25 protein-coding genes are annotated in these 18210 nt (G+C 45.0%); 19 read left to right on the forward strand and 6 right to left on the reverse strand.

Annotated elements, in window-relative coordinates; genetic code table 11:
- The first annotated feature begins 272 nt into the window (after positions 1–272).
- The 3 genes from glmS to GON05_RS04250 all read left to right on the forward strand — a co-directional run bounded on the left by glmS (position 273) and on the right by GON05_RS04250 (position 2996).
- The gene (glmS, locus tag GON05_RS04235; RefSeq protein ID WP_157317948.1) at positions 273–2075 is read left to right on the forward strand and encodes a glutamine--fructose-6-phosphate transaminase (isomerizing); all 1803 of its coding nucleotides are present in this window, start codon (positions 273–275) and stop codon (positions 2073–2075) included.
- Between the two features lie 8 nt (positions 2076–2083).
- Positions 2084–2425, forward strand: a complete 342-nt coding sequence (locus GON05_RS04240; protein ID WP_127455448.1) for a helix-turn-helix domain-containing protein — start codon at positions 2084–2086, stop codon at positions 2423–2425.
- Positions 2426–2654: 229 nt separating this feature from the next.
- The gene (locus tag GON05_RS04250) at positions 2655–2996 is read left to right on the forward strand and encodes a helix-turn-helix domain-containing protein (RefSeq protein WP_127455449.1); all 342 of its coding nucleotides are present in this window, start codon (positions 2655–2657) and stop codon (positions 2994–2996) included.
- A 21-nt stretch (positions 2997–3017) separates the two neighbouring features.
- Here GON05_RS04250 and GON05_RS04255 read toward each other — a convergent pair whose 3' ends face one another.
- Complete coding sequence (locus tag GON05_RS04255) at positions 3018–3200, reverse strand: anti-repressor SinI family protein (RefSeq protein WP_309492628.1); 183 nt, start codon at positions 3198–3200, stop codon at positions 3018–3020.
- Positions 3201–3398: 198 nt separating this feature from the next.
- Here GON05_RS04255 and GON05_RS04260 point away from each other — a divergent pair, with 198 nt between their 5' ends.
- From GON05_RS04260 to GON05_RS04270, 3 genes are all read left to right on the forward strand, one after another.
- Entirely contained in the window at positions 3399–4265 is an 867-nt protein-coding gene (locus GON05_RS04260) for a metallophosphoesterase (protein ID WP_309492629.1), read from the forward strand.
- Positions 4266–4307: 42 nt separating this feature from the next.
- On the forward strand, positions 4308–4604 hold the full coding sequence (locus GON05_RS40220) for a hypothetical protein (RefSeq protein ID WP_157317950.1): 297 nt from the start codon (positions 4308–4310) through the stop codon (positions 4602–4604).
- 400 nt (positions 4605–5004) lie between these two features.
- Positions 5005–5511, forward strand: a complete 507-nt coding sequence (locus tag GON05_RS04270) for a tyrosine-type recombinase/integrase (protein ID WP_127455452.1) — start codon at positions 5005–5007, stop codon at positions 5509–5511.
- Between the two features lie 222 nt (positions 5512–5733).
- Here the strand turns inward: GON05_RS04270 and GON05_RS04275 are convergent, their stop codons facing one another.
- Positions 5734–6102 (reverse strand): helix-turn-helix domain-containing protein, encoded by a 369-nt coding sequence (locus GON05_RS04275; protein ID WP_174806797.1) that lies wholly within the window; start codon positions 6100–6102, stop codon positions 5734–5736.
- Between the two features lie 133 nt (positions 6103–6235).
- Here GON05_RS04275 and GON05_RS04280 point away from each other — a divergent pair, with 133 nt between their 5' ends.
- Both GON05_RS04280 and GON05_RS04285 read left to right on the forward strand, forming a co-directional pair.
- Positions 6236–6664 (forward strand): hypothetical protein, encoded by a 429-nt coding sequence (locus GON05_RS04280; protein WP_157317951.1) that lies wholly within the window; start codon positions 6236–6238, stop codon positions 6662–6664.
- Positions 6665–6768: 104 nt separating this feature from the next.
- Positions 6769–6993, forward strand: a complete 225-nt coding sequence (locus GON05_RS04285; RefSeq protein ID WP_157317952.1) for a hypothetical protein — start codon at positions 6769–6771, stop codon at positions 6991–6993.
- A gap of 81 nt (positions 6994–7074) precedes the next feature.
- On the opposite strand, the gene GON05_RS04290 is transcribed toward GON05_RS04285, so the two are convergent.
- The gene (locus GON05_RS04290) at positions 7075–7503 is read right to left on the reverse strand and encodes a DUF2621 domain-containing protein (protein WP_157317953.1); all 429 of its coding nucleotides are present in this window, start codon (positions 7501–7503) and stop codon (positions 7075–7077) included.
- Positions 7504–7630: 127 nt separating this feature from the next.
- On the opposite strand from GON05_RS04290, the gene GON05_RS04295 reads away from it, so the two are divergent.
- The 4 genes from GON05_RS04295 (at position 7631) to ppnP (ending at position 12334) form a co-directional block, all read left to right on the forward strand.
- Positions 7631–8758, forward strand: coding sequence for a deoxyribonuclease IV (locus tag GON05_RS04295; RefSeq protein ID WP_157317954.1), 1128 nt, complete (start codon positions 7631–7633; stop codon positions 8756–8758).
- Between the two features lie 53 nt (positions 8759–8811).
- Positions 8812–9711 carry a formyltetrahydrofolate deformylase gene (gene purU, locus GON05_RS04300; protein ID WP_157317955.1) on the forward strand — a complete coding sequence of 300 codons (900 nt, stop codon included), beginning with the start codon at positions 8812–8814 and terminating at the stop codon, positions 9709–9711.
- A gap of 190 nt (positions 9712–9901) precedes the next feature.
- On the forward strand, positions 9902–11923 hold the full coding sequence (gene tkt / locus GON05_RS04305) for a transketolase (protein ID WP_157317956.1): 2022 nt from the start codon (positions 9902–9904) through the stop codon (positions 11921–11923).
- Positions 11924–12016: 93 nt separating this feature from the next.
- The gene (ppnP, locus tag GON05_RS04310) at positions 12017–12334 is read left to right on the forward strand and encodes a pyrimidine/purine nucleoside phosphorylase (RefSeq protein WP_157317957.1); all 318 of its coding nucleotides are present in this window, start codon (positions 12017–12019) and stop codon (positions 12332–12334) included.
- A 54-nt stretch (positions 12335–12388) separates the two neighbouring features.
- Here the strand turns inward: ppnP and GON05_RS04315 are convergent, their stop codons facing one another.
- From GON05_RS04315 to GON05_RS04325, 3 genes are all read right to left on the reverse strand, one after another.
- Positions 12389–12778 carry a hypothetical protein gene (locus tag GON05_RS04315; RefSeq protein ID WP_157317958.1) on the reverse strand — a complete coding sequence of 130 codons (390 nt, stop codon included), beginning with the start codon at positions 12776–12778 and terminating at the stop codon, positions 12389–12391.
- Entirely contained in the window at positions 12753–13298 is a 546-nt protein-coding gene (locus tag GON05_RS04320; protein ID WP_157317959.1) for an ImmA/IrrE family metallo-endopeptidase, read from the reverse strand. Before GON05_RS04320 ends, GON05_RS04315 begins: the two co-directional genes overlap by 26 nt.
- Positions 13299–13480: 182 nt before the next feature.
- Positions 13481–13885 (reverse strand): helix-turn-helix domain-containing protein, encoded by a 405-nt coding sequence (locus GON05_RS04325; RefSeq protein WP_157317960.1) that lies wholly within the window; start codon positions 13883–13885, stop codon positions 13481–13483.
- 153 nt (positions 13886–14038) lie between these two features.
- Here GON05_RS04325 and GON05_RS04330 point away from each other — a divergent pair, with 153 nt between their 5' ends.
- The 7 genes from GON05_RS04330 (at position 14039) to GON05_RS38775 (ending at position 18210) form a co-directional block, all read left to right on the forward strand.
- Positions 14039–14458, forward strand: a complete 420-nt coding sequence (locus tag GON05_RS04330; protein WP_157317961.1) for an ArpU family phage packaging/lysis transcriptional regulator — start codon at positions 14039–14041, stop codon at positions 14456–14458.
- Positions 14459–14683: 225 nt separating this feature from the next.
- Complete coding sequence (locus GON05_RS04335; RefSeq protein ID WP_157317962.1) at positions 14684–15502, forward strand: minor capsid protein; 819 nt, start codon at positions 14684–14686, stop codon at positions 15500–15502.
- Between the two features lie 16 nt (positions 15503–15518).
- On the forward strand, positions 15519–15728 hold the full coding sequence (locus GON05_RS04340; RefSeq protein WP_157317963.1) for a YqzN/YkzM domain-containing protein: 210 nt from the start codon (positions 15519–15521) through the stop codon (positions 15726–15728).
- Complete coding sequence (locus GON05_RS04345; protein WP_157317964.1) at positions 15728–17191, forward strand: phage tail sheath subtilisin-like domain-containing protein; 1464 nt, start codon at positions 15728–15730, stop codon at positions 17189–17191. The genes GON05_RS04340 and GON05_RS04345 overlap by 1 nt, the downstream gene beginning before the upstream one ends.
- 12 nt (positions 17192–17203) lie before the next feature.
- On the forward strand, positions 17204–17614 hold the full coding sequence (locus GON05_RS04350; protein ID WP_157317965.1) for a phage tail tube protein: 411 nt from the start codon (positions 17204–17206) through the stop codon (positions 17612–17614).
- A 27-nt stretch (positions 17615–17641) separates the two neighbouring features.
- Entirely contained in the window at positions 17642–18034 is a 393-nt protein-coding gene (locus GON05_RS04355) for a phage tail assembly chaperone (RefSeq protein WP_246238795.1), read from the forward strand.
- 23 nt (positions 18035–18057) lie between these two features.
- Positions 18058–18210: a hypothetical protein gene (locus tag GON05_RS38775; protein ID WP_164819622.1), complete on the forward strand. Its 153-nt coding sequence runs from the start codon at positions 18058–18060 to the stop codon at positions 18208–18210.

Raw genomic sequence — 18210 nt, forward strand, 5'->3', positions numbered from 1 at the left:
ATTCATCTTCTGTCTGTGGTGCTGCATCTTTTCAAATAGTGCTTCCTTCATTTCTATGTCAAGGCAGTCTCTATAAAGTATAGAATTGTATGCATGCAAAACCTTATGGTAAGTACGCTGCGCCTTTTTCCATACACTCGTCGAAAGTGAATACATGACAGAATCCCTCCCTTTTTAAAAACTTATGTGGGAATTGGAGCATGTATTCAATTTATAGCGAATTATTACTCAATTGTTCTTTATTAAGAATTTTATTTCAAAGGAGATTTAAAATGTGTGGAATTGTAGGATATATCGGTAATCAGGACGCGAAAGCAATCTTGATTAAAGGTTTAGAAAAACTGGAATACAGAGGGTACGATTCTTCCGGAATTGCTTTATTGAATGAAAGAGGTACACATATATACAAAGAACAGGGACGAATAGCTGCCCTTAACGATGTGATTGATCAACAGAAGACAGCGTTAGTTGGTATTGGTCATACAAGATGGGCGACACATGGCAAACCTAGCCGCAGGAATGCACATCCTCATCAAAGCAACAGCGGTCGCTTCACTCTTGTCCATAATGGGGTTATTGAGAACTACGAGGAAATCAAGCAGCATTTTCTATCTGGAGTCCCTTTCTCAAGCGATACGGATACGGAAGTGATTGTACAGTTGATGGAGAAATTAGTGGAAAGCGGTTTAGAGGTTGAAGAAGCTTTTCGGCAATTGCTCGTCACAATGAAAGGTTCTTACGCCGTTGCTTTATTAGATAACGAAGATATCAATACGATTTATGTTGGTAAAAATAAAAGCCCCTTGCTTATCGGACTAGGCCAAGACTTTCATGTTATTGCAAGCGATGCTATGGCGATGCTGCAGCTAACGAATCAGTTCGTGGAATTGATGGATGAGGAGATGGTCATTCTTCGCCAACATTCAAAAACGATTAAAACCTTGAGCGGAGAGCTCATGCAGAGGAGGCCTTTTCAAGTCAAGCTTGATGCCAGCGATATTGAGAAAGGGATATATCCACATTATATGCTGAAAGAAATTGACGAGCAGCCCTTTGTCATTCGTAAAATTGTTTCCAAATACCAAGATGGCAATGGAGAATTGATCATCGATTCTAACATTCGCATTAGTATGAAGGAAGCGGATCGTATCTATATCATTGCTTGCGGAACAAGTTATCATGCGGGGCTGGTTGGTAAACAGTTGATTGAGAAAATAGCCGAAATTCCTGCTGAAACTCATATCGCAAGTGAATTTTTGTATAATAGACCGATTCTCTCCAAAAACCCACTTTTTATCTTTATTTCTCAAAGCGGAGAGACGGCGGATAGCAGAGGTGTATTAGTAGCCATCAAGCGGCTGGGCTATCCGACATTGACGATTACGAATGTACCAGGTTCCACGTTATCACGTGAAGCGAACTTCACTTTGCTCACTCATGCCGGACCCGAAATCGCGGTAGCCTCAACAAAAGCCTATACAGCACAAATTGCTGTATTAGCGATACTCGCATTTGACAGCGCGCGTGCCAAAGGAATCAATCAGGAAACCAACCCTTTCCACGAGTTAAGTATTGCCGCGAATGCGATGGAAATTATGATTAACAAGAAGGAGATGATGGAAGAGAACGTATGGAAGTATTTGAATGCGTCACGCACCTGCTTTTTTATAGGGCGAAGCATGGATTACTACGCATGTCTGGAAGGCGCATTAAAGCTTAAGGAGATTTCCTATATTCAAGCCGAAGGATTCGCTGGCGGAGAATTGAAGCATGGAACCATTGCCTTAATTGAAGAGGGCACTCCCGTTATTGCGCTTTTAACCCAATCTCATATTAGGGGCAATATAAGGAGCAACGTCCAAGAAGTTCTGGCACGCGGTGCTCATGTTTGTATGATCAGCATGGAGGGGATGGAGGAAAAACACGATCAAATCGTCCTGCCTGCTATTCACGAGCATCTTACCCCGTTGGTTTCGGTTATTCCGTTACAATTAATTGCCTATTATGCAGCCGTATATCGAGGTTGCGATGTTGACAAGCCAAGAAATCTTGCCAAAAGTGTCACCGTGGAGTGATGATAACCATGATCGGTCAAAATATTTCAAGTATACGGAAGCAGAGGGGGTACACATTGTCTGAGCTCTCAGAGCGGACAGGTATTTCCAAATCCTACTTAAGCAATATCGAAAGAAATCTCAAACAGAACCCCTCCATTCATGTGATAGAAAAAATCGCAGAGGTTCTTAATGTGGATCTTAAGCTCTTACTGAAAATTACGGAAGATACGGGAACGAATCATCAACTGGATCAGGAATGGATGGATTTTATAGCTGATTTGAAACAATCCGGTATCGCCAAAGAACGCATTCATGAATTGAAAATTTTGATAGAGTTCATGAAATGGCATAATGATAAAGTTAACTAGTGAGTATTCTCAAGTCATCGGTTTGTACGATCCTGACTGCTGTTATAGATGATGTTACCCGTCTGCAAGGTTTACAAAAAAAACAAGAAGTTAAATCCAAGCAAGAAGCAAAAGCCCCGCAGGGGGCTTTTTTCTCATTGTTCTTAATAAGAAACATATTTGTTCTTTGGAGGAAATTCTGATATAATTATGAGAGCACCCATCACTTTGAGATAAGGGAAGATATGAAATGATTGGAAAACGCGTACAACAATTGAGGAAAGAGAAGGGCCTGTCATTGACAGAACTCGCTGAACGTGCAGGGGTTGCTAAATCTTATATTAGCAGCTTGGAGCGGGATATTCAGAAGAATCCTTCTATTCAGTTTCTTGAGAAAATTGCAGCTGTCCTTAAAGTGCCTGTCGAGAGATTAATCGATGAGCAGGATGAGACATCTCAGGATGGGCCTCAGCTCGATCAGGAATGGTATGACATTATTAAAGAAGCCATGTCATCTGGGGTTGATAAGCAGCAGTTTCGTGAATTTCTGGATTTTAACAAATGGAGAATGAAGCGGCCTAACGATGAATAATCCAGATAACCTTGTGTAGATCTATGGGGACATACAAGGATCATTTTCAGCTGAATTTTGTGATTTTTGAGTCGTTTGGAAAGGGCTTCTTAGGAATGCGCGAATTTCGTCCATCGTAAAACCCATCTTACGTGCGTTCATAATAAGTTCGATCCACTCCGTATCAAGTTCTTCCAAATCCGTCTGATGCATCTGATGATTCACAAGTGACCCCTCCAAAGCATTCTTTGTGATACAAATCGTATCTGGTAATTTATTATCGCACGTTTTTTCCGCGAAATCAATCCCGATCATATTAAAATTATACAAATTGTATCGACGCTTATGTGATTCCCCTCGACAAATTCCGCATGAGCCTCCGCAGTTAGACCTAGAGATACTCGTAAGGGAAGGGGACATCTAGTGACCAATAAACGTATGAATCGCAGGGCGTTTCTTAAGTATAGTATGTCTGCGGTAGGATCTTTGGCGGCGCTTGCGGGAGTAAGCGGTCTATATAGCATCTTCGGCGAGAGGTATTGGATTCAGTTAAAAACAGTTCCACTTGCGTATCGTCGGTATCCGGCAGCATTCGCGGGCATGCGCATTGTTCAGTTCAGCGACACACATCTCGGTAAGTACTATAGCTTGGACCAATTGGCACGAGTGGTCAAGCTGGTTCAGCGGCAAAAGCCTGACTTGATTTGTTTTACAGGAGATTTATTTGATTCTAATTACGGTCAAATAAGTGACGATGTGATTCCGATTCTATCGCAGCTTCAAGCTAAATTGGGCAAATATGCGGTTCTCGGCAATCACGATATGCGCCTGGACCCTGGGCGGGTAAGGGATGTACTTGAACAATCCGGCTTTACGGTGCTAGTCAACGCAAATAAGTCGATTGTACGCGGAAATAGCCGTTTATGGATAGCAGGAATAGATGAAATGTTCCACGGTAAACCGGATCTGCCTCTCGCTTTAAAAGGTACCAAAGAAGACGAGTTCGTGCTGCTGCTTGCACACGAGCCGGATTTCGCAGATACCGCCTTGAAATTTCCTGTTGACTTGCAGCTCTCAGGCCATAGTCATGGCGGGCAAATTCGGATTCCTTTTTACGGGAGCCTATTTACACCGGATCTGGGACAGAAATATGAGGTAGGACTTTATACCTTCGAAAAAAGTGAATTTCACGTTTACACAAACCGCGGCATAGGAACTACATTGTTTCCAATAAGGTTCAATTGCCGGCCTGAAATTACCGTGTTTGTCCTGGAAGCGAAGCAGCCATAACCGTAAAAAACTCCGCCAGCTGATGCTGACGGAGTTTTTTATTTGTTAATAGCAGAACCACTTTTTCCAAATATCATAGGAATCTGGACAATCATTATTGCCCCAATCGATGTCGTCCCAGCAGTCTTCATACCAATTGTTGTTATTATTGTTGTTATTGTTGTTATTGTTATGATTGTCGTTGTTGTTATTATTGTTATTGCTGTTGTTGTTATGATTGTTGTTATTGTTGCTGTTGTTATTGCTACTGCTGTGATTATTGTTGTTGTTGTTGTTGTTGTTGTTGTTGTTGTTGTTGTTACTATTACTATTGTTATTGTTGTTCTGGTATGTACTTGAACTAAATAACTTACTCAGATTAAACAAAGAAGTAAGCTGTGATAAAAAACTATTTTTCTGAGAAGAGCTTGACTCATAACCCGAAGCGTAAGCGGATACTGGAAACGTTATAGCACTGAAAATGAGAAGGATGAATAGAAACCTAGCAATTTTTAACAATGTACGTGGCCTCCCTCCATGAGTTGTTAAAGGATGAAAACGTTCTTTATTAAGAATTATACCGTAGATATTAGCTTTTGAGAACAGGAAAAGGCATAGATCATTTATCAAATTTGTGATACAATATGTAACATACAATAATTAGGAGGATTGATAGAATAGAGTACCTTGAGTTCATATGTAATAGCAAAAAATGGATACATACAATGAAATTTGATTATGGTCATGTGAGGTGCTATTCATGCAAGTTGTTCAACCGATAAGAGATCAAGAGAAAATTGAACAATTACAAGAAGTTTTAAAAGAACAATCAATTCGGGACTGGCTTCTCTTTACAATCGGGATTAATTCCGGACTCCATCTTAGCGATCTTCTATCATTGAAAGTAAAAGATGTGAGGGATCGAAATGTGGTAAGTGTTCGGGAGGAAAAAACGGGTAAAGTTAAGACATTCCAGCTTTCTTCACAGCTTAAGGCCTTTATCAAGGAGTATATTCAATATATGGACGAGGATAATTACTTATTTCCGTCCCAACGAACGGGCAATCCTATCAAGAGAATTCGCGTGTATCGAATTTTAAATCAAGCGGCGAAACAAGTTGGATTAACAGATATTGGCACTCACACACTCCGTAAAACATATGGCTATCATTACTATTTAAAAACGAAAAATGTCTCTGTACTTAGAGATTTGTTTAATCAGTCCGCGCCATCCGTCACCTTGAAGTATATTGGTGTAAATAAGTAGTAGCAGGCGAACATCGCTATTCTGTCTCGTGACAGATACATAACGTATCGAAAGTAACGGAAAATGAATTTTTACTTTTTAAGAAAAGCTGAGCGTTGGGAGTAGGTCCACATATGAATCAAGAACTTAAGATTTCAATCGATATTCATCAGATTCTTCTCTATCTTGGCATCGACAAACAGAAATTTCAGGCTCATAAAGTCCAATTTGCTCGGCAATCAACTACTCCAACGAACGCTCAGCCCTTACAAAGGCAATGAACCGTTTTGCTTCATCTGGCGAAAGCTTTCGGCCATCAACGGTTAATGAAAACTTTTGCAAAATATTTTCATCTGTTAAATCAAGATTTTCTACAAAGTCCCGAACATCGTTATCAAGAACAGTTTGCTGAAGGTTCGTGCGTCCAAGCAAATAGTCAATGGAAACATTAAAAAAGTTCGCTATTTTATTAATGGTTTCGTAATCGGGCTCGCGACGGCTTGTTTCATAGTGAGAAAGGGATGCCCTGGATATACCAATTTTAATGGATAATTCTTCTTGGGTCAGTCCTCTCTTTTCACGTAAGAGGGCAATACGGTCTCCATACTTCAGCTTGATCATTCCTCACTGTTTATTTTTCTACCATTATATCCACGGTGTTTAACCAAATATACCAGAAAACCATTATAACAAAGCAAAGATTCATTTGACTAGATACAATATGTATTAAGGTGGTGTGAAGGCTTTGACGATCGGAAAAAGAAGCAAGTTAACACTGACTACCCCTTTAGAAGGTAAATTAACAATTGTTCAAATGTATGCGAGAAATATACATACGAAGTATGCACTAATCGATATCTTGGAATTAGAGAAGTCACAATTTACTTTCGAAAGTTCATTGATTTTACCTACGGATAACGAAATTATATACGGCTTTGAGCTTATCGTTGCGAATCGAACGTTCCATTGCGAGGGTTGCATAGACCTTGTGAGTAAGAACAAAGATATTTATTTGTATAAAGCGGCTGTTCAACCTAATGACTACGTAGAATTCGAATTGCTTTATGAAATAAATCAACTTGCAACTTTACATAATAAAGAATTTGCCAGAATCACAAAAAGCTACGAACCAGATCGATATTACGATGACGTTGTGGTCAATTATATCTGTTAATAGGAACAAACCCCTTGTTAAGTTACGAAATGTATCTTATAATCATTTATATATACATAATGTAACAATAAACGACATTAAGATTCAGTAAAGGGGAGAAATTTATGTTTAACTTAGATATGGTGTATTGCGTGAAATGCGAATCGGTGATGTCCAGAAACAACGCGGAGAAAGTGTTCAAAACAGGGTATTATAAGACGACGATCCCTCTGTGTCACTGCAAGGACTGCGCCAATGAGCGTTTGGAGAAATTAAGTGCTGAGTTGTCCGGAAATTCGCAGATTTGTTATTCCGGTTTTGAAGCCTCCGCATTTTTATTTACGACATAGGAGGCATGACCATGAGTCTGTTTGACAGCCGCCATAATAAATAAAGCCATCCCTTGATTCAAAGGGGTGGCTTTTTCATTTTTACTGAAGCAAATGCTTATAGGCACTATAGTCGATCTGCTCTCTCTCAAGGAAGCTGGTCAAGCTGCGGTAGTCACGCTTCGGAGTTGCAAGAATGTACCCCTCGATACAGTGAGCTCTCGTTACCTCATTGGCGTTGGCCTCCAAAGCAACCTGTCCGATGCGAGCCGCGATGGAGTGCTTGGCAATATCTCTAAAAGCTGTTGGCACGGGAGAAACCAGCTGATCTAGGAATGATTTGGAGTCTTCTGTCCAAAGATGGCGAGAGTTGTCGACGTAATGATTTTGCCAATCAAGCTTCGACTTTCCGTCCTCTTTGGGGAGCACCTTCAGGAACTTGCGAAACATGAAGTATCCGCCTACAGACATGAAGAATAGCAGGACAAACACCCAGAAAATAATGAACCACATGAAAAAATCGTTAGCCATTTATTTGTCACCTCACTACCAAACGGTCATATATGATAAGAATTATACCTTATTTCTAGATTTCTTGCGACAATCCGAGTAAAATAGGAAGGTAGTAGATAGACACTCAATAAAGGAGCAATGAACCATGCCCAAAATTGGCTCACACGTTTCGTTCTCAGATAAAGGCTTGTTAAATGCAGCTGAAGAAGCAGTTTCATACGGTTCTTCCACGTTTATGATATACACAGGCGCACCACAAAATACGCGCCGCAAACCCATTGAAGATCAATACATTGAAGAAGGCAAAGCTGTGATGGACAAGCATGCAATGAACGAAATAGTCGTTCATGCTCCTTACATCATTAACTTGGGTTCCTATAAAGAGGATACCTTTGAACTGGCTGTTCGCTTCCTTCAAGAAGAGATTCGCCGAACGGCCTACATCGGTGTGCGCAATATCGTTCTTCACCCAGGCGCCTATACAGACAAGGATGCAGAGTACGGCATTGAACGTATCGCTGAAGGTTTGAATGAAGTACTGGCTGGTGTGAAGGACACTGACGTGAATATTGCGTTAGAAACAATGGCTGGCAAAGGCACCGAAATTGGCCGCAGCTTCGAGGAAATTGCGGAAATTATGGAGCGCGTGGAGTTTAACAGCAAACTTACGGTTTGTATGGACACTTGCCATATTCACGATGCTGGTTATGATATTGTTAATGATCTGGATGGCGTTCTGCATCATTTCGATAAAGTTATTGGCTTAGAGAAGCTAGGCGTCGTTCACTTAAACGACAGTAAGAATCCTCGCGGGGCTGCGAAAGACCGTCATGCGCCGTTAGGCTCAGGTTGGATCGGCTTTGAAGCAATGAACAATGTGGCTAATCATGAGAAGCTGCAGCATTTACCGATGATTCTAGAGACGCCTTGGATCGGAAAAGAAGACAAAACGCAGCGTCCGATGTACGAAGCGGAGATCGCCCTCTTGTCCGGTAACCTCAAAGGCCGCTTCGGCGAAGAGTTCCTGGATCATGTAGAGCGAATCGACCATATGTTTGGCAAAAAGGATATTCATTTCCGCGATTATGTGCTGAAAACTTGGGAGATTCTGAAAAACGATGCGAAAGCGAAAAAAGCGGACGGCCGCGAGCCGTTAGAGCGCTTGTACGATATTTTGCATGAAGAAAGATTGTTGTCCGACCTAAGCGAGGAGCAGCTTAACCAACGTCTTATCGTTTGGCTTGCCGGTCAGGATATATTGAAGAAGGCTTAATGCAGATACAGATACAGATAACTTTCGAGTAGAAAGCAACTAGGGGGATTCACATGGAACGGGGAAATGCAAACAGTCTGACTCGCAGGGAGAGCGAATGGGCGAATAGAGCAAGAATGTTGATCTCCTGTCCGGATCAGCCGGGCATCGTGGCGGCAGTGTCACAGTTTTTGTATGAATATGGCGCGAATATTGTGCAGTCCGACCAGTATACGATGGATCCGGAAGGCGGGATGTTTTTCATCCGCATCGAGTTTGACTTGGATAACCTAGAAAACCGCGTGCAGCAATTGAAAGAAGCTTTTTCAGTCGTTGCTGACAAGTTCTCCATGGATTGGAGCCTGTCACTTGCTAGTCAGAAGAAGCGTATTGCGATCTTTGTTTCGAAGGAAGATCATGCTTTGCTTGAGCTTCTTTGGCACTGGCGTGCAGGCGATTTGAATGCGGATATTGCGATGGTGATCTCCAATCACCCGGACATGCAATCGCTGGTAGAGCCATTCGGCATTCCGTATTACCATATCCCGGTTACGGCAGATACGAAGGCTGAAGCGGAGCGCCGCCAGCTGGAAGTAGTGGGAGATAAAGTGGATGCTATTGTATTGGCCCGCTATATGCAGATCGTCTCACCGTCTTTCATCAAGCATTACTCCAACCGTATCATCAATATTCACCATTCTTTCTTGCCTGCCTTTGTAGGTGGTAAGCCGTATGCTCAAGCGCATAACCGCGGCGTGAAAATTATTGGCGCAACCGCACATTATGTAACGGAAGAATTAGATGGCGGGCCTATTATTGAACAGGACGTTCAACGGGTTAGCCACCGTGATAATGTGGAGGACTTGAAGCGAATTGGCCGGCATATTGAACGGATCGTTCTAGCCAGAGCTGTTGCTTGGCATGTGGAAGATCGTATTATTGTTCATAATAATAAGACTGTTGTTTTCAATTGATGGGAAAACTAGGCTGTATCCAATTTAGGATGCAGTCTTTTTTGCTGGTATGCGCAAATCCGACGAGTTTTAACGGTTTATTGTGGCAAAGCCTCAAAGCAAATGGTACAATAATGCAAGCGAGAAAAGTCACTTGTATGTACAAGTTAAGACTTAGGTAAGTAGAGACATATAGGAGGGAATTTTCGAAATGACAGCAACAAATAAAACAATCGAACAATTAGCAGTTGACACGATTCGTACGTTAGGTATCGATGCCGTTGAGAAAGCTAAATCCGGTCACCCTGGTATGGTCATGGGGGCTGCTCCAATGGCGTACGTGCTGTGGAAGCAGCATATGAAGCACAACCCGGCGAATCCGAAATGGGTTAATCGTGACCGTTTTGTACTTTCTGCGGGTCACGGCTCCATGCTCCTATACAGCCTTCTTCACTTGTGTGGATATGATTTGCCGATCGAAGAGATCAAAAACTTCCGTCAATGGGGAAGCAAAACACCAGGACATCCGGAATACGGTCACACGCCAGGCGTTGACGCAACAACCGGTCCACTTGGACAAGGGATTGGTATGGCTGTAGGTATGGCAATGGCGGAAGCTCACCTGAGAGAGACATATAACAAAGAAAACTTCCCTGTTATCGACCATTATACATACGCGATTTGTGGCGATGGCGACATGATGGAAGGCGTTTCCTCTGAAGCGGTATCCTTGGCGGCTCACCTGAAACTGGGCAAATTGATTATGCTTTACGATTCAAATGATATCTCGCTGGATGGCGAGCTGAATATGGCATTCTCCGAAAACGTGCAGGCACGTTTTGAAGCTTATGGCTGGCAAGTGCTGCGTGTAGAAGAGCAGAACGATCTTGCTGCAATCTCCAAAGCGATCGCAGAAGCGAAGGCTGACACAACTCGTCCGACGTTGATTGAAGTGAAAACAACAATCGGTTTCGGTAGCCCGAACAAAGGTGGAAAAGGCGGACACGTTGGACCTCACGGATCCCCACTTGGCGGCGACGAAGTGAAATTGACGAAACAAGCATACGGCTGGCCGGAAGAACCGGACTTCTTGGTTCCTGATGAAGTTCGTGCCCACTATGCGGAAATTGGTAAAGAAGGCGCTGCAGCTGAACAAGCTTGGAGCACACTTTTAAATGATTACATTAAAGCTTATCCGGAATTGGGTAACCAATTCAGTGCAGCGGTTAATAACGAACTGCCTGCAGGTTGGGATGCAAACCTTCCGGTTTACAGCACATCGGACAAGCCTATGGCAACTCGTGTAGCTTCCGGTAATGCGATCAATGCGATTGCTCCTTTGCTTCCACAATTGATTGGTGGCTCCGCGGATCTGGCGAGCTCCAATAATACGATGATCAAAGGAGAGTCCAACTACAGCGCGAGCAACTATGCGGGCCGCAATCTATGGTTTGGTGTTCGTGAGTTCGGTATGGGTACAGCCATGAACGGTATGGCACTTCACGGCGGCGTGAAAGTATACGGTGCAACATTCTTCGTGTTCTCCGACTATCTGCGTGCGTCCATCCGTCTAGCGGCACTTATGCAGCTTCCGGTTATCTATGTTCTTACACATGACAGTATCGCAGTTGGTGAAGATGGACCGACACATGAGCCGATTGAGCAATTACCAGCGCTTCGTGTTATTCCGGGCATTACTGTCATTCGTCCTGCGGACGGTAACGAAACTTCCGAAGCATGGCGTTATGCGGTTGCTGAAGCTAAAGGACCAGTTGCGCTCGTATTGACTCGTCAAAATCTGCCGATTCTCGAAGGAACGGTTGAAGGTGCGAAAGCGAACCTGAGCAAAGGTGGATACGTAGTATCCGATGCAGCTAACGGTAAGCCGGATGCTCAAATTCTTGCAACAGGATCCGAAGTACAATTGGCTGTCGCGGCGCAAAAGCTGCTTCAAGCTGAAGGTATCAACGTTCGCGTTGTCAGCTTGCCAAGCTTGGAACTGTTCGAGAAACAGTCCAAAGAATACAAAGATTCCGTCATTCTTCCAAATGTCAAAAAGCGTCTTGCTGTTGAGATGGCATTCCCACTTGGTTGGGAACGTTATGTTGGCGATGAAGGTTCCATCTTAGGCATTTCCACGTTCGGTGCATCCGCGCCTGGCGATTTGGTTCTGAAAGAGTACGGCTTCTCACCAGAGAACGTTGTAGCTAGAGTTAAAGCTCTATTGGCTTAGAACAAACATAGCCGCGTTATTCACATAGCCATAGCCCACCATGCGTGGGCTTGGCCTTATTTTATAGCCATTTTAGAGGGGGAACTATTGATCATGTCCAGCTTTGAAAATGTAACAGTATTGACGAAAGCTAACGTTTATTTTGACGGCAAAGTAACAAGCCGCACGGTACAATTCGCGGATGGTACGAAAAAAACATTGGGGATTTTGCTTCCGGGTGAGTATGAATTCGGAACTGATGTGAAAGAAATTATGGAAATCCAAGCTGGTGAGCTGAACGTACTTCTTCCAGGCAGCAGCGAATGGATCAGCATCAATGGACAAGGTGAGTTCACTGTTCCGGCGAATGCAAAATTCAAGCTTGATGTGAAAACAGTTAGCGATTATATCTGCTCTTATATTAGTGAATAGGTAATCCTATCCCATACATCGGATGAACATTGTTCATGGATGTGTGGGATTTTTTTATTTGGGGGGCTTGCGAGAGTCACTCCAAGGGTACAAAGTGCGGACCTCCATCTGAAGCACTTCTTCGATGTCGTTCATTCGCAGCCAAAGCTGCTGGATATCGAAGAGTCCTTCTAGATGTGTAGCATGTCGAAGCTTCAAACTGGAGAGGGAAATACCAATGGTGTGAGGACGCCCCGGATGGACGATGAGGTCCTCCAACAGCACGGTGATGCCGGCATCGAATTCGTTAATCTCCTCCATGTTCAGCTGCTGAAAAGGTGCTCCAAGCGGTACATAGAGCGAATTTTTGCTGAAATCAAGCTCGTTTGGCCGAAACCGCAGCGATAGAAGGATGGGAACGATGCCCTCCTCATGATAATCATAAAAGACGGTTAGCTTTGCCACCTGCAGGCACCCCCCTAGATTTTAAAAACTCCAGCTTGTTCATGATCAAACGGGTAGCTTCGGACCAATTGGACGGATCGTATTTCTTGCTTGACTGGTTCTGGGTATATTGTTGAAACTCGTAGTCCAGGGATCCCTGCAGGACGCGCCTCTCAATTTGGTCGATCCGCGCTTTGGCAAGCCGGTAAGTGACTTGGAATTCTTCAGAAAGATAGGCGATCAATTCATTCTTGTTCTCAGGCAGCGCGAGGTTTCTCAGCATGGAGAGGGGAAGCGCCGCATAGAGTTGGAAAGCGGATGCGTCCTGTTCCTGCCAATTTACATAACGATCAGGCATTGCCATCTGGTTGCCGGAGTGCCGAAGAACATGGCAGAGTTCGTGCAGGAAATCTTCCCACTGCTCCTTGGGGGAGAGACGACGGTCAACATTAATGCTGAACTGTCCGTTACTTTCGATCGCCATACTGTTCATATCCATGGTATACACCCAAATGCGCAGTTTAGCCGCCAAATGCGTCATGCAAAGCTGAGAGGGCATTGTGATTTCATGCTGCTCATATAAAGCTTCGACCCATTGTTCCAGAGGGGTTGTTTGATAGTGAGTAAACAGGGAAAACACCTCGTTATGATTGAAATGAGAATATATGTTCGATTTATAGTGATAAAGAAAAGCCCAAGGGGCTTAACTTCCTATCATATGTACTATTGCTCGCTATCCGGCGTACGGTTACTCTGCTGCTCTTTGATAAAGTGCCAGAACCGAAGCATTTCGTCCCGTCGTTCCTTAGGCGCACTTTGGAAGTCCTTAAAGAATAGGCTGACCTCAGGATCATCGATATCGCTAACCCCAGGTCCTGAAGGGGCATCCAGTGACTCTTCATCCGTCGGCGCAAAGCCAGCGAGCAGCAAGAGCTCGTCCTTGTCAGCGCGATTAAACGCATCGGCTAACGCAATGACCGTTTCCCTGGATGGATTGAAGCGGTTATTTTCTATGGAGTTAATAAATGAATAACTAACGCCGGACCGCTCTCCAAGCTCTCTAAGGGTAAAATGGTTCTGTTTGCGGAGCTGCCGGATTTGAAGGCCGAACTGGACCATATCTTTCATCGATTCATCACCTGTTCCTTATTGTAAATGGTTTGAGGTACAAAAAACAAGCGTTTTTTTCGTTTCTCAAAACTTTTGTGTTGAAATTATAAACAAGTTTAGCGTATGATTTGTTTATAATTTCAAAACGACAAATTTTGGGAGATGATGAGGATGTTGGAACAAATTTTACACATAGAGCAAAATCAGATCGACAAGCGGGCTACGCGGAAAAGGGTGGAGAGTCTGCTGGAGACCGTTCGGTTATACCAGACGCTCGGAAGTGTTCGCAAAGATAGTGCGATGCATGATGCGCATAAGGTGGCGGAAATGTCTGCTGAATATATCGTGGCATCTGCACGGGAGGAGCAGGCAGCGCTCTTATATGCTGAGGTTGAGCAGGCACTGTCGCGTTTGGACGAGCAGGAGGAGGAGATTATACGGAGACGCTATTTGCAGAAGGAGAAAGTGCTGGATTACTTGCTGTGTTACGAGGTGAATATGAGCGAGCGTACCTATCGAAGGGTGAAGGCACGTGCGATAGAAAAGCTGGCCTATATGCTTAGGGCGGAGGTGGTCCGGACACTTGGTTAATGTGGTTGCTAGTTGGCCGCTTGTTGGCAATGCAAGAGAGTGGAGGCATGGTAAGATCGATGTGTAGACCAAGAAGGCGGTGATGCTGCTGAAGAAGATCGAAGTAATCAAGATCCTGAAGTCTTTAAGCAAGGCTCATTGGGAGTAGATGAAAGGATGTGGTTGAGGTAAAGAAAAAAATGTTTTGAATTTCAAAACAAAATAAGAAAAGAGGTGAGAGAATGAATGATTAACATGGCCAAACAATTGGCGCTGTTTTTACAAGCGAAAGGAGAGGGAACGCTCGGCACGGATCTGTTTGTGGATAGCGATTCTCAGAGCCACGATGAGGCTATTACCCTTTGCCATATCGGAGGCAGCGCGGAATTCAAGCTGGACGCTCCTGGCAGTTGGCGCAAGCTGAGCCTGCTGGTTAGAAGCGCAACCGCTGAGGGTGCCCAGGAGAGAATTTGGCGTCTCATTGGCCGCATGTTGGAGCCGGAGGAGGGTACCATTCAGGTGGATGGTGGACTGTATACGGTGCAAATTACGTCGCTGCCGGCAGGACAAACTTTAGATGCACAAGGCAGAACTTCTATGAAAGCCGTCTTCCTGCTTAAGCAGATCAAGCCTGTCGTCGAATCGTGGCTGGAAGCTATCTCGCAATTCACGGAAACCGCACTTGGCGTGCAATGGCGTGTTTATCGCGGTTTCAATGGAACCTGCCGGCCCGCAGTCTCATGGCAGTGTACAGGTTGGCATAGCGCAGCAGCCTCGCGAGGGGTTCAGCAGCTGTCCAAGCAATTCGTCGGCCAAATTGCCGCTAGATCGGCAAGCGAATACCAGCTGGCAGCGCAAGTGCTGATGCTTGGCTTGGCTGAGCAGGCCAAATTGCCACTTGGTGGATTAGGCGGCAGATGGTTAACGGTGCTGGGAGCTCAAGCAGCGGTTCGCTCCGGTGATTTGTCTACTGGGGTGTTGACGGTGACGTTGACGGGTGCTGCCGGGGTCACACCTGGTTCAAGTCCTTTAATTGCTGGTGTGCATACTGAACCAAAAATTTAAAAAGAGGTGACTGGTTTTGAAACAAAGTAAAACGCAAACAAGCAATACGAGTGATGAAATCGTGATGTATGACAAAGAAGAGCTAATGGTAAATTCTAGAGAGCTCTTTGATTGTGCACCAGAAGTGATCGTTGGTGCCTTACAAGGAGATTCCGAAACGATGTATGCAATCGCACATGTCAATCAAGCGGTTCAAAACTTTTTACAAAGGAAGGTGCATGAATAATGGCGGGTGGAACTTGGAGTGGAACGGATCGACCGGTATTACCGGGATTTTATATGAATTTTGAGGCGGCGGCGCTAAGTGCGATCTTGCCGGGAAGTCAAGGTGTCGTTGCCGTGCCGGTTAAAGCAAATTGGGGAGCAGTGAGACAATTTGTTGAGATAACGAGTGAGCAAGGTATCTATGATGCTTTCGGTCGCGATCAAAGCGGCTCGGCTTCCGCGCAAGCAATTTTGAAGTTGGCCTTGCTGGGTAAGCCGAAGAAGGTGTTGGCTTACCGAATTGCGGATGCCACAGCAGCCAAAGCAGCTTTAACGCTGAAAGATTCGGCTTCGGCCAATGTATTGAAGTTAGAAGCTAAATACGAAGGGACACGAGGTAACGGCTTCTCGGTCATTATTCAGACGAATGCCGTAGATGCGTCGAAAAAGGATTTGAAGCTGCTTGAAGGCTCCTCTGTTCTGAAGACATTTACATTCTCGGGCAGTACCGTTCAGGCTGCGGCAGATGTTTTAAATCAAGACAGCGGTAATCCTTGGCTGACAGCAATCGTTCTTGCTCCTGGCAATGGTACGCTAGCTGCCGTCTCGGGCAGTGCGCTAACTGGCGGCAGCTCGGGTATCAGCGGGATTGCCTCAGTGGATTACCTGAATGCTCTAAGCGCACTAGAGACACAGGAATTCCATGTGCTTGCGCTGGATGGAGTCACAGATACGGGCATTCAAGCATCGGTTGCTGCTTGGACGAGTCGTTTGCGCTCTGAAGGGAAAGGCATTACAACGGTACTTGGCGGTTCTACCGCTGATGATACTGCTTCTGATGCAGCCAGTCGGGCAGCGGCACGCAGCGCGTTGTTCAATCATGAAGCGATTGTCAATGTCGGGACAGGAGCGGTTCTCGCGGGTACAAGTTATAGCTCGGCATGGGTAGCAGCTTATGTAGCGGGGCTAATTGCGGGTCAAAAGCTGAGTGAATCTACGACTTACGCGGCTGCTCCGTTCAGTGATGTGACACGGAGATGGACGCGCAGCGAGCAGGAGAGTTCAGTGAAAAACGGCGTTTTCCTGCTGTATCATGACGGTCAGAAGGTGAAAACGCTGCGTGGAATGAATTCACTCGTTTCTCTGCGCCAAGGACAAAATGCAGCTTGGAAGAAAATCCGTACGATTCGTGTTATGGATGCCATTAATCAGGATCTTCTGCGAACGGCGGAAGAGGGATATATCGGAAAAGTAAATAACACGGAGGAAGGGCGTCTGGCTCTGGTGGAGTCAGCCAAGCAGTATATGCAGACATTGGCACAAGCCGGCGTCATTGAAGCAACGAGCTTCGATGTGTATCTGGACCCGGCCTATTACGGAGAAACCGCTGAACTGACGCCAGAACCTGATCAAGTATATATCAAGTGGGATGCGCAGTTGACAGATGTGATGGAACAAATTTTTGGCACTTTTATCGTACATTAAGGGGGATTACGAATGAGTTTAGATGCGAGCAGAGTAATTTTAGGAACATATGGTTCGGTATTTATCGGTGGCGTATGGCAAACCAACTTTAATCATTTGGAAGCGAATGTGGAGATGCAGAAGAAAGAGCTCCAGCTTGCGGGAGACCCGTGGGTTCGGCATAAAAAAGGTGCTATGAAAGGCACTGGGACACTGAGCGGGTTCAAAGTTACAAGCGATATGATCGCCAGAGGATTTGATAAATTCAGTCTTGTATCCAAATTGAATGATCCTGATGCATATGGTTTCGAACGGATTACCCTAAACAATGTCATGCTGGACAAGCTTCAGTTGGCCAATTGGACGGCAGGGGAGGAAGTGAAGGAAGAAGTAGCATTTACATTTGAAGGCTACACGCTTAATGATCCTATCCGGACTATTTAATCAGTTGAACATAAGGAGGAATAGATGATGTTAACAGATGAACAAATTTTGCAAAAGCTGCTTGAGGCCGATCAACTCCCGGAGAAAACCGTGACAATCGCTAGATTCGGCATTCCCATTTTACTGCGCGGTCTGACCGGAAAGCAGGTGTTTACGCTCCGCGAACGATGCACAGAGCGCGCCGACCGTCGAGGTGTACAAACCGATCGGCTTGATGAAGAGCAGTTTAACGTCGCTCTGATCTTCGCTGCGACCGTCTCCCCCAATTGGGGGGACCCTCGGCTGCTTGCGAAGTACCAGGCCAGCTCCGGTGAGGAAGTGATTAAGCGCATCTTGCTCGCTGGCGAGCTGTCTGCGCTTGGCGATGAAGTGCTGGATTTGAGCGGATTTAATACAACGCTGGATGAAGTAAAAAACTAATTACCTCCGGGGGGCTGCCGGCGATGCTCCACGCGATATGGATGCGTCATCATCTGCGCCCCGGAGTATTCTGGACATTGCCTCGCGGGGAGCAGCAGTTCCTGCTTGCCAGTATGGAATTAGAACTGGAGCATGAACATGCGCTGGAGCGGGAGCGTGAACGCGCAAGGAGGTGA

This window comes from Paenibacillus anseongensis (assembly GCF_009757995.1).
Classification (GTDB): domain Bacteria; phylum Bacillota; class Bacilli; order Paenibacillales; family NBRC-103111; genus Paenibacillus_E; species Paenibacillus_E chondroitinus.